Annotated in this window: 10 protein-coding genes; 4 read left to right on the top strand and 6 right to left on the bottom strand. The window is 67.6% G+C overall.

Annotation, left to right across the window (positions count from 1 at the left end):
- Positions 1–770, top strand: a 770-nt coding sequence (locus ACLFRM_RS07645) for an acetyl-CoA carboxylase biotin carboxylase subunit family protein (protein ID WP_410755146.1), incomplete at its 5' end; no start/stop codon positions are given.
- A gap of 33 nt (positions 771–803) precedes the next feature.
- Positions 804–2843: a hypothetical protein gene (locus ACLFRM_RS07650; protein WP_410755147.1), complete on the top strand. Its 2040-nt coding sequence runs from the start codon at positions 804–806 to the stop codon at positions 2841–2843.
- A gap of 33 nt (positions 2844–2876) precedes the next feature.
- Here the strand turns inward: ACLFRM_RS07650 and ACLFRM_RS07655 are convergent, their stop codons facing one another.
- From ACLFRM_RS07655 to ACLFRM_RS07680, 6 genes are all read right to left on the bottom strand, one after another.
- Positions 2877–3128, bottom strand: a complete 252-nt coding sequence (locus ACLFRM_RS07655; protein ID WP_410755148.1) for a Rho termination factor — start codon at positions 3126–3128, stop codon at positions 2877–2879.
- A 275-nt stretch (positions 3129–3403) separates the two neighbouring features.
- Complete coding sequence (locus ACLFRM_RS07660) at positions 3404–4186, bottom strand: class I SAM-dependent methyltransferase (protein WP_410755149.1); 783 nt, start codon at positions 4184–4186, stop codon at positions 3404–3406.
- A complete protein-coding gene (gene argA, locus ACLFRM_RS07665; protein ID WP_410755150.1) occupies positions 4177–5463 on the bottom strand; it encodes an amino-acid N-acetyltransferase in 1287 nt (428 codons plus the stop codon). Before argA ends, ACLFRM_RS07660 begins: the two co-directional genes overlap by 10 nt.
- Before the next feature lie 132 nt (positions 5464–5595).
- On the bottom strand, positions 5596–6498 hold the full coding sequence (locus ACLFRM_RS07670) for a diguanylate cyclase (protein ID WP_410755151.1): 903 nt from the start codon (positions 6496–6498) through the stop codon (positions 5596–5598).
- A 53-nt stretch (positions 6499–6551) separates the two neighbouring features.
- Positions 6552–7472, bottom strand: a complete 921-nt coding sequence (gene argF / locus ACLFRM_RS07675) for an ornithine carbamoyltransferase (RefSeq protein WP_410755152.1) — start codon at positions 7470–7472, stop codon at positions 6552–6554.
- Between the two features lie 53 nt (positions 7473–7525).
- Complete coding sequence (locus tag ACLFRM_RS07680) at positions 7526–8704, bottom strand: aspartate aminotransferase family protein (protein ID WP_410755153.1); 1179 nt, start codon at positions 8702–8704, stop codon at positions 7526–7528.
- Positions 8705–8985: 281 nt separating this feature from the next.
- Here ACLFRM_RS07680 and ACLFRM_RS07685 point away from each other — a divergent pair, with 281 nt between their 5' ends.
- Both ACLFRM_RS07685 and ubiG read left to right on the top strand, forming a co-directional pair.
- Complete coding sequence (locus ACLFRM_RS07685; protein WP_410755154.1) at positions 8986–10320, top strand: TRZ/ATZ family hydrolase; 1335 nt, start codon at positions 8986–8988, stop codon at positions 10318–10320.
- 34 nt (positions 10321–10354) lie between these two features.
- On the top strand, positions 10355–11059 hold a 705-nt coding region (ubiG, locus tag ACLFRM_RS07690; RefSeq protein WP_410755155.1), incomplete at its 3' end, for a bifunctional 2-polyprenyl-6-hydroxyphenol methylase/3-demethylubiquinol 3-O-methyltransferase UbiG.

Genomic DNA, 11059 nt, shown 5'->3' on the forward strand with positions numbered 1-11059 from the left:
GCGACCCCAACGACCCGATCCACCTCAAGGCCTTCGACAAGGCCGGCTGCCTGGGGCACCGCGTGATCCGCACGCCCGACGAGGTCGACACCATCCCGGACGAGGAATTTCCGGTGCTGATGGAATCCCACCTCGACGGCTGGGAGTTTGCCGTCGAGGCCTGGGTCCACAACGGCAAGATCCGCTTCCTCAACATCTCGGAGTACGTGACGCTCGGCTACTCGGTGTTCGTCCCGGCAACGCCGGAACTCGAGAAGTACCGTGCCCAGATCACCGCGCAGATCGAGAAGCTGATCAAGACGTTCGACATCGAGTTCGGCTTCATCCACCCGGAATACTTCGTCACCAACGACGGCGAGATGTACTTCGGCGAGGTGGCCTACCGCCCGCCGGGCTTCAAGGTGTTCGAGCTGCTGGAACGCGCCTACGGCTTCAACGCCTACCAGGGCCTGATCCTGTCCTTCGACCCCAAGACCACCGAGGAGGAGATCACCGCGTTCTTCCCCAAGGAAGTCGTGGATGCCAAGGGCGTCGCCGGCTGTTTCGGCGTCTACCCGCGTCGGCGCGTGGTCAGCAAGCTGGAGATGCCGGCCGAGACCGAGGATCACCCCTACTTCGAGTCGCATGAACTGACCCCGCCGCTCGAGGAGACCGTCACCAAGCGCACCGCCTTCGGCACGCACTGGGGCCTGATCTACTTCTTCGGCGACGATCCGCACACCATGCGCGATCTGCTCAAGCGCCAAGAGGATCTGGACTTCTATGTATAATCCTGCGCCACATCCCGGGCACCAGGAGTCCACGTGATCAATGAAGCCCAGGAACAGCGGGCCGGGCCCCTCCTGCCCGGACTCCTGCAACGATTCGACGAGGCGATCGAGGCCCTCGACGCCGCCCCCGAGTTCTCCAAGCCCGCGCGGCTGCGCCGGGTGCTGGACGGGGCCAAGCGGGTACTGCTTCAGGAAGGTGGCCCGGCAGCCGTCGAGGCACGCGCGCAGGCCATCGAGGCCGCCGGCACGTTCCAGGGGTCGGACTGGGCCTACCCCGAGATCCTGATCCCGTCACTCTCCGCCCACGCGCTGGGCAGCAGTGATGCGGATACCGTGGTGATCGAGGCCCTGAGCGACCTGCGCATGCTCGCCGTGGCCCGCGGTGCCTACCTGCATCCCACGCTCTCGGCCGAGAACGCCCACCATCACCTGACCCAGGTGCTGGCGATCAACCTGCAACGGCTGTTCATGCCGCCCAGCGAGGCCGAGCGCGAGAGCCAGGGGCGTCTCGCGCTGTTGTCACGCGCCCTGCTCGGGCATCTGGCCGAGCGGATCGGCTACGAGCACATCATCGACCAGCTGATCGACGAGATCTGGCGGATCCTGCAACAGCGGCCGATCCAGACCGAGCCGGTCAAGCAGATGATCACGCAGATCGCCATCTGCCAGGCCAGCCCTGATATCGACCTCGGCAGCAGCGGCCAGGGCGCCGACCGCCTGGTCAGCAGCCTGTTCGGTCCCACCCAGGCCTGTCGCGAGGATCCCGGTGTCGAGGTCTACCGCGAGCGCCTCGAAAGCATGGACAGCGTGGCCCTGCAGAACGAGGCCACCGGCTTCGCGCGGGCCATGCACGACACCGGCCTGGTCTCGCCCTACCACTCGGTCCTGATTCGTCACCTGGCCGATCACGGCGACCACCTGCTGTCCGAGGCCATGGGGCTGTCGTCGACCGGGCGGGACTGTCTGCTCTGCTACAGCGGGCTGGTGCACGCGCTGATCGAGCAGACGGTGTTCCCCGAAACCGCCCAGGCCATCTACGGCCTGGCACTGATGCTCGAGCGCGGGATTCTCTACCAGTCGCCGGTGGCCCCGGCCCTGTGGCGGCAACTGAGCCTGCCGTTGTCGGCCTGGTCACGCGAGCGGCTCGCGATCGCCTTCGGCGAGACGGTGCCGCCGCGCACCCGCCTGCTCGAGGGCGTGCTCTGCATGCTGGGTCAACCACTGGGCGTTGGCCAGGGCAACAACCCCACCTGCCAGTCGGCCCGCGCCTTGTCCATGTGGGCCTATAACGACCCCGACTATCTCTTGCAGATGGTGGCCTGGGCGGCGCGCGACGACGAGATCATCATCCACTTCGAGGGCCAGCCGGTCTCCTCGATGGCCTCGCTCAGCGGTGTCGCGACGACGTTGCCGATCGACCTCGATCCCGTGTCGTTGCTGGTGGTACCGCACCTCGATCGCATCTACGCCGAGATGGGTCGCCGCTGCATCGGTCGCGAGGGCGACCCGCACCGCTGGATCAACCCGGAGTTCCACGGCTGGTGGACCGGGCGCGGCTTTCGTATCAACGTGAATGTCGCCAGCGGCAAGCTCGAGGCACTGGAGGAGTTCCTGCGTCACTTCTACGCGAGCTATCACCCCTACTACAACGGCAACCAGCCGTTGATCCACCCGCAGCCGATCGGTATCGCCGCGACCGACAGCGCAGCGCGCTTCATCGGCTGGCACGCGCTCACCCTGCTGCGGGTGTCGCTCGATCCGCAGGACGTCATGCGGGCGTACTTCTACAACCCCAACAACGACAGCGGACAGAACTGGGGGGACGGCGTCGAGGTCAGCACCGCCGGTCACGGCGAGCGCTTCGGCGAATCCTCCCTGCCCTTCGAGGAGTTCGCCTCCCGGCTGTACATCTTCCACTACGATCCGCTGGAGCACGGTGAACTCGCCGCCGTGCCGCAGGACTCGCTCGATCGCGTCATCGCCATGGTGCACCGCACCTGGGGCGCGGATCGCATCCCCGAAGAGCATCTGACGCTCGACCTCGACGACCCGGCCACCGGCACCGAGGCCTGAACCCCGTTCGTATCCGTCCAACCGGGGTTTGCGCTAACGCCTCAAGGCACGGATCAGCTCGCCTTTGTCCATTTTCGACCGGCCCTCGATACCGACTTCCTGGGCCTTCTCGTACAAGGCCTCCTTGCTCCAGTCTTCGTAGCGATCACTCTTTCCACCCCGCCGACCGGCCTTGGAGCGTTCGGTGTTAGCAATACGCGCCGCCTTTTCCTTGTTCATGCCTTCGTCACGCAAGGCCTCGTACTGCTCATCGTCTTTAATGCTTTCGCCGTGATTCTTGGCCATGGGATCACCTCCGGGGTGGCTTGGTCGTTACGCTCCGTTCCGGGAAAGCCCTTCTGGAATGGAAGATACCCTCACTGATCGGAAACGTTCACGACCGCACAAGTTCCACCATCAGGTCGTGAATCCGCCAATCCACCGCCTTTGCCCATTCGATCGCCTCGGCCGTAGGTCAGGTCGGCGAGCGGTCATCGACAGACCCGACAGTTGCCCCAGCGCGTTCATTGGTTGGCACAGCTCCCCAGCCACGAACATCGAGGCCTGCCTCGAGGCTTTGGTCACCGTAGGTAGACGTCGAAGCGTAGCCGACCGGATCGGTAATCGATGCCCGGAGCGGTCGTATCGATGGTGGGAGCCCCCGGCGGGCGCTTGACCACCCAGCGGGCACCCGATTGGGCTCGCGCCCAGGCAAACAGCGCCGCGGCGTCCGGGTCCTCGCCCACCAGTTGATGGAAGATGCGCATGGGTTTTTTCACCAGCGCGGATTTCTTGCGTTCGGGAAACATCGGGTCGAGGTACCAGACGGTCTCGGGATCGACGGCGAACGACGGGGGATGTTCGCCGAGCACGTCACCGAAGACGGGCGCGATCCGCGCGGCGATCGCCGCCAGCGCCGGATCGTCCGCCGCTCGCTCGAGCGCATCGGTCAGCAGCAGCCAGACCACCGGGTGGCGCTCCACTGCCGTGACCTGGCAACCCCCACTCGCCAGCGCCCAGGCATCGCGCCCCAGCCCGGTGGTGAGATCGACCACCGGCGGGCGGTAGCCACCCTTCCACCCGGTCGCCCGCGCCAGGGCATCCTTGCGCGCCAGCGGCCGGGCGAAACGCGGGTCGGCGGCAAAGTCGATCACCAGCGGATGCGAGCCCAGGTCCGGGCGGTCGAGGGGGGGAATCAGGCCGATGCGCCCGTTCTCGATCGCCAACGCGAAGCGCGCCGGCTCGTCACCGGGCGCGTCGACCCAGCCCAGCCCCCACTCCGCAACAAACGCTTGCAGGCGCGCCCCCGCCGGGCTGCCCACCTCGGGGCGACAGGCAACGACCGGCAGCGGGGCTAGAGCCACTTGCGGAAAATCCGCGAATTGCGCTTGAGGTTGTAAAACGCGCGGCGCTCGGCCGGCAGCCGGTCGAGGCTCTCATCGGCGAAGCCCTTCTCGCGAAAGAAGGCCATGGTCTGGGTCGAGAGCAGGAACAGGGATTTCAGGCCCAACGAGCGCGCCCGGCTTTCCATGAATCCCAGCAGCCGCGCGGCGCGACCACCACCCTGGTAGGCGGGATGCACCACCAAGGCGGCCAGCTCGGCGGTACCGTCATCGGGGAAGGGATAGAGGGCGGCACAGGCGATGATGTCGCCATCGCGGTCGATCACGACGAATCGATCGGTCTCCAGCTCCAGCTGCTCGCGCGAGCGACGCACCAGCACACCGGCCTGTTCCATCGGCTCGATCAGCGCCAGAATCCCGCCGATGTCGTCCAGCGTCGCCGGGCGGATACGCTCGTAGGGTTCGCTCGTGATCAAGGTGCCGCAGCCATCGCGGGTGTAGAGCTCGACCAGCAGCGCGCCGTCGACCTCGCGGTCGACCAGGTGAATCCGGTCGACGCCCTTCGAGCAGGCCCGCACGGCGCTGTGCAGGTGCAGCTGGAACTCGGTCGACAGGTTGTCGCCCTCGCGGTCGAGCAGCCCCTCGACCTCGGCGAGACTCATGGCGGTGGGCAGGTCGTCGAGCGGGTCGGTCAGGAAGATCAGCTTGTCGGCGCCCAGCGCCACGGCCATGCTCTCGGCCACGTCCTCGGCGCGCAGGTTGAACAGCTCGCCGGTGGGCGAGTAGCCGATGTTCGACTGCACCACGATCGACCCGTCGCCCAGGGCATCGCGCACCCCGTCGACATCCACCCGGCGCACCGCGCCGGTGTGGCCCAGGTCGACGCCGTCGATCACCCCGATGGGCCGGGCGGTGACGAAGTTGCCGGTCAGTACCCGCTGGGCGAGCCCCGAGCCCGAGGCGAGGCTCAGGCGGGCCGACAACCAGGAGATGACGTCGAACTGCACCGCGCCGACCGCCTCGGTGATCGGGTCGATCATCTCGGGTTCGGTCACGCGCAGGCCGTCGTGGAAGCGCTCCTCGAAACCGGCCGCCTGGAAGCGACGGTTGATCTGCGGGCGGGCGCCCGGCACCAGCACGAGGCGCACGCCGAGGTCGGCGATCAGCACGATGTCACGGATCAGGCGCTCGAAGCTCGCCGGCTCGTCGAGCGCCTCGCCGCCGAAGGCGAGCACGAAGACGTGGTCCTCGTGCTCGCGAATGTAGGGGACGGCGTCCCGGAGACCCTGCACCAACACGCGGGCCGCACCCGCGGGTTGACAGGTACCGGAGGGCGATGACGTCGAGGGGTCGTTCACGGTGGCGCTCCATGCAGGACTTGACGCGGAGGATAACGCAGACTGGCTCCGAGAACCGACCCGGGACCGCGATCAGATGACGCGGTTCCGCCCCTGGCGCTTGGCCTCGTAGAGGGCCTGGTCGGCACGACGCAGGGAATCCTCGTGGCTGACATCGTCGGCGCGCATCACGGCCACACCCTGGCTGACCGTTACCGGCGGGATGTCCGGGAAATCCGTACTCAATCCGTCGATCAGCGTACGCCGGAAGCGCTCGGCGACCTGCCGGGCGTGCTCGAGATCCGTCTGCGGCAGCACCAGCACGAACTCCTCGCCGCCAAAACGCGCCAGAAGGTCGTTCTGGCGCAGGATGCGCCGGCCGATGTCGGCGACCGCGAGCAGCACCTCGTCACCGACCGAATGCCCGTACCGGTCGTTGACCTGCTTGAAGTGGTCGACATCGATCATCAGCACGGCGCAGGGCTCCCCGTAGCGTCGCAATGCCGCGAAGCGCTCGATCAGCACCTCGAGGAGCTTGCGACGATTGAAGAGCCCAGTGAGCGGGTCGAGCACGCTGGTGAGCCGGAGCCGTTCTTCCAGTTCCTTGCGCGGCGTGATGTTGCGCGCGATCCAGACCACGGCCCACTCGCCGTCCACCTGCTTGGCCAACGGCTGGATATGCCCCTCGAACCAGAGCGGCTCACCGGGACCATCGGCCGACTCCAGCCCCTTGACCTCATGGGCCGCGAGCGGATATTCCACCTTGATCAGGCGGTTTTCCCGCAGCGAACGCCGGATCTGCTCCAGCACCTGGGCAGCCTTCTCGGGGGGCATCACCTCGTCGACACGCCTTCCTACCAGCGCACGACCGTCGTGGTAGTGATCCGTGTCGTTACCACCGTAGACCGCCAGGTAACGCCCCGACTCGGACAGTATGAACAGGGGATCCGGCAGCGCATCGAGCACCGCGGGCATCAATTCCGCAGGCAGACTCATGAGATCCCTCCACGATGGCAAGCACTCAGCGAATCGGCGCTGCCGCATGTTGTTCAGGCGCCCGGAAACCCACCCAGGATCAGGAACTCGACCAGCGCCTGCTGGGTGTACATGCGCGCCTCGGCCTCGTCCCAGACGACACTCTGCGGGCCGTCGATGACCTCGGCGGTGACCTCCTCGCCCCGGTGGGCCGGCAGGCAGTGCATGAACAGGGCATCGTCCTGGGCGCAGGCCATCAGTTCGGTGTTGATCTGGTAGTCGTGGAAATCGCGCAAACGGCGCTGGCGTTCTTCTTCCTGGCCCATCGAGGCCCAGACGTCGGTGACGACCAGGTCGGCATTCTCGACCGCCTCGGCCGCGCTGCCCACCAGCGTCACGCGGTCACCGGCCGCGAGGACGACGTCCGGGTCCGGCTCGTAACCACGCGGGGCGGCGACCGCCAGCTCGAAATCGAAGGTGCGCGCGGCGTTTATGTAAGAGTGGCACATGTTGAAGCCGTCACCCACCCAGGCGACGCGCTTGCCGGCGATCGAGCCGCGATGGCGCTGGTAGGTGTAGATGTCGGCCAGCAACTGGCAGGGGTGATTGAGGTCGGTCAGCGCGTTGATCACCGGCACGCGGCTGTTGGCGGCGAAGGTCTCGACCATCGCGTGGTCGTTGGCGCGGATCATGATGGCATCGACCATCCGCGACATGACACGGGCCGAGTCCTCGACCGGTTCGCCGCGGCCAAGCTGGGTGTCGCGCGGCGAGAGAAAGATCGCCGACCCGCCCAGTTGCGCCATGCCCGACTCGAACGACAGCCGGGTGCGGGTCGAGGCCTTCTCGAAAATCATGCCCAGCACGCGACGCTCGAGCGTGCTGGGGCGCTCGCCGCGCTCGCGGGCGGCCTGCAGCTGCCCCGCGCGCTCGAACAGGGCACGGTACTCGTCCGCAGTGAGGTCGAACAGGCTCAGGAAGTGACGTGTGGACATAACGATATCGGTTCTGTCGGTTGGGGAGCCGCCGGCGAGCTGGCTCCGGAATCTCAATTGGCCGCGTACCAGTCGCGGATGAGGCCGACCACCCGATCGGCGATCAGCTCGGCCTGCGGTTCGCTCAGGATCAGCGGCGGCAGCAGGCGCACCACCGAGCCGGCGGTGACGTTGATCAGCAGGCCCCGCTCCAGCGCGCGGCCGACCAGTTCGCCGGCCGGACGATCCAGTTCGATACCGATCATCAGGCCACGCCCGCGCACCTCGCGGCAACCGGGCAGATCGGCCAGTCCGTCGCGGATGCGCTCGGCGATCAGTCGGCCCAGTTTTTCGGCCCGGATGACCAATCCGTCGCGCTCGATCACGTCGAGCACGGTCGCCGCCGCCCGGCAGACCAGCGGGTTGCCGCCGAAGGTCGAGCCGTGGCTGCCCGGGCCGAACAGGTCGGTGGCCCGCCCGGCGGTCAGGCAGGCGCCGATCGGCACGCCGTTGCCCAGTCCCTTGGCCAGGCTCATCACGTCGGGCAGCACGTCGCCCTCGTGCTGGAAGCCGAACCAGCGCCCGGTGCGGGCGATGCCGGTCTGCACCTCGTCGACCATCATCAGCCAGTCCCGCGCATCGCAGAGCGCGCGCACCGCCGCCAGGTAACCGGTCGGCGCCGGACGGACACCGCCCTCGCCCTGCACCGGCTCGAGCAGCACGGCAACGATCGCCTCGTCTGCCGCCACGCGCTCCAGGGCCTCGATGTCGCCGTAAGGCACACGCACGAACCCGTCGAGCAGCGGCTCGAAGCCCTTCTGGATGGCCGCGTTGCCGGTCGCGGCCAGCGCGGCCAGCGTGCGGCCGTGGAAGCTGTGCTCCATCACCGCGATCTTCGGATTGGCGATCTCTCGACGGCGTCCGTGCAGGCGGGCGAGCTTTATCGCCGCCTCGTTGGCCTCGGCACCGGAATTGGCGAAAAACACCTTGTCCATGCCGGAAATCGCGGCGAGCCGCTCGCCCAGCCGCTCCTGCCACGGAATGCCGTAGAGGTTGGAGGTGTGGATCAGGGTCCTGGCCTGGTCGCACAACGCCTCGGCGATGTCCGGGTGGGCATGACCCAGCCCGGTCACCGCAATACCGCTGACCGCGTCGACGTACTGCGCGCCGGACTCGTCCCAGAGGTACGGGCCCTCGCCGCGGACGAAGTGCACGGGCTGACGGTTGTAGGTTGGCAGCAGAAAGTCGCTCACGGCGTTCCTCGAAAACCGATGTCGCCCGGCATTTCCGGGCGATACAAAACCAAAAATGCGCTCCCCGAGACGACGAGCGCATTGAATCCATTGCGTTTTGTGCCCCAGGGAAGCTCTGCACGTCCGGTCGAGCGGACCGGCACGGCTTCGGAGGGGCAAGTCACCGAGCATATCATGAAACCAATCGATTTCGACAAAGGCCTCCACGCCCCGACATGCTAGGCTTTGACGCCATCACACCCCGCTATCATTCACCCTCAACGGCGCGCAGCTTCCTCATCATGGCAACCGAACACTCCACCCAGATCCTGGCCCCCCGCTGGCTGATCCCCGTCGCCCCGCAGGACGTCGTGCTCGAGGACCATGCGGTGGTGGTCCGCGACGGCGAGATCGAGGCGATCCTCCCCCGCGACCAGGCGCGCGCGCGCCTCGGTGCCGGGGACTGGATCGACCTTCCCGAGCACGCGCTCATCCCGGGTCTGATCAACGGACATACCCACGCGGCGATGAGCCTGATGCGCGGCATGGCCGACGACCTGCCGCTGATGACCTGGCTCGAGAATCACATCTGGCCGGTGGAGGGGCAGATGCTGGGCATGGATTTCGTCCGCGACGGCAGCATGCTCGCGATGCTGGAGATGATCCGCGGCGGCACGACGTGCCTGGCCGACATGTACTTCTTCCCCGAGGCCGCCATCGAGGCGGTCGTCGAGTCCGGGATGCGCGGCGTGTTCGGCATCGTGGTGATCGACGCCCCCAACCCCTGGTCCGCCGACCCCGAGGAGGCGCTGGCCAAGGGCATCGACCTGATCGACACCTGGCGCCGCCACCCGCGCGTCGACTTCGCCCTGGCCCCGCACGCGCCCTACACCGTCGGCGATGCGGCGCTGACCCGGGTCCGCACCATCGGCGACCAGCTCGACCTGCCGATACACATGCACGTCCACGAGACGGCCCACGAGGTCGATCAGGCCGTCGCCGAGACCGGGGAGCGCCCACTCGCCCGCCTCGATCGCCTCGGCCTGCTCAACGAGCACCTGGTCGCCGTGCACATGACGCAGCTGACGGACGGGGAGATCGAGCGCCTGGCGCAGAGGGGCGCTCACGTGCTGCACTCGCCGCAGTCGAACCTCAAGCTCGCCTCCGGCTTCTGCCCGGTGGCCCGCCTGCTGGAGGCCGGGGTGAACGTCGGGCTGGGCACGGACGGGGCGGCGAGCAACAACGACCTGGACATGTTCGACGAGATGCGCACCGCCGCGCTGGTCGGCAAGTACGTTCACGGCGATGCCTCGGCGGTCACCGCCCACCAGGCGCTGCACATGGCCACCCTCGGCGGGGCCCGGGCCTTCGGGCTCGACGACCGCGTCGGCTCGATCGAGCCCGGCAAGCGCGCCGACCTGGTGGCCGTCAACCTCGACGAGCCGGAGACCCAGCCGGTCTTCGACCCGGTATCCACCCTGATCTACAGCGCCTCGCGCCGGCAGGTGAGCGACGTCTGGGTCGACGGCAAGGCGCTGCTTCGCCACGGCCGGTTGCGCCACCTGGATGCCCGGGCCATCATCGAGCGAGCGAAGGCCTGGCGCGCCCCGATCCTAGAGATCAGGAACGCCCTTTGACCACCGCCCCGCCATGCCACCGAAGAACCGCCCCATGACATCGCAGGACACCACCGCCTCCAGCGCCTCGCCCGAGGAACTGGCGCACTTCAACCAGCTTGCCCGGCAATGGTGGGACAGCGACGGTCCGTTCGCCTCGCTGCACGCCATCAACCCGCTGCGCATGGCCTTCATCGAAGAGCACAGCGACCCGGGCGACCAGGCGGTGCTGGACGTCGGCTGCGGGGGCGGCATTCTCGCCGAGTCACTGGCGCGCAGCGGGGCGAAGGTCACGGCGCTGGATCTCGCCGAGGACGTGATCGAGGTGGCCCGCGAGCACGCCCCGGAGTATCTGGACATCGACTACCGCGTCGCGGACGTGACCCGTTTCGCCCCCGAGCATGCCGGGGAGTTCGACGTGGTCACCTGCATGGAGATGCTCGAGCACGTCGAGCAGCCGGCGCGCATCATCGAGGCCCTGGCCGAGGCGGTGCGCCCCGGCGGGCACGTCTTCCTCTCGACGCTCAATCGCAACGCCAAGTCGTGGCTGCTGGGCATCGTCGCCGCGGAATACCTGCTGAACATGGTGCCGCGCGGCACGCACGACCACCGCCAGTTCATCCGCCCCGGCGAACTCGCGCGCATGGGCCGGGCGGCCGGGCTCAAGCCGATTGCCTCGACCGGCATCGTCTACAACCCGCTCACCCGCGAGTTCTCGCTCAATGACCGCGATCTCGACGTCAATTACCTGATGGCCTTC

Origin of the sequence: Guyparkeria sp. (assembly GCF_046540515.1) — a bacterium.
GTDB lineage: Bacteria > Pseudomonadota > Gammaproteobacteria > Halothiobacillales > Halothiobacillaceae > Guyparkeria.

Bases quoted from the DNA above. Each gene is read 5' to 3' on its own strand.
- ACLFRM_RS07655 (WP_410755148.1), bottom strand. From the start codon at position 3,128: ATGGCCAAGAATCACGGCGAAAGCATTAAAGACGATGAGCAGTACGAG.
- ACLFRM_RS07670 (WP_410755151.1), bottom strand. From the start codon at position 6,498: ATGAGTCTGCCTGCGGAATTGATGCCCGCGGTGCTCGATGCGCTGCCG.
- argF (WP_410755152.1), bottom strand. From the start codon at position 7,472: ATGTCCACACGTCACTTCCTGAGCCTGTTCGACCTCACTGCGGACGAG.
- ACLFRM_RS07685 (WP_410755154.1), top strand. From the start codon at position 8,986: ATGGCAACCGAACACTCCACCCAGATCCTGGCCCCCCGCTGGCTGATC.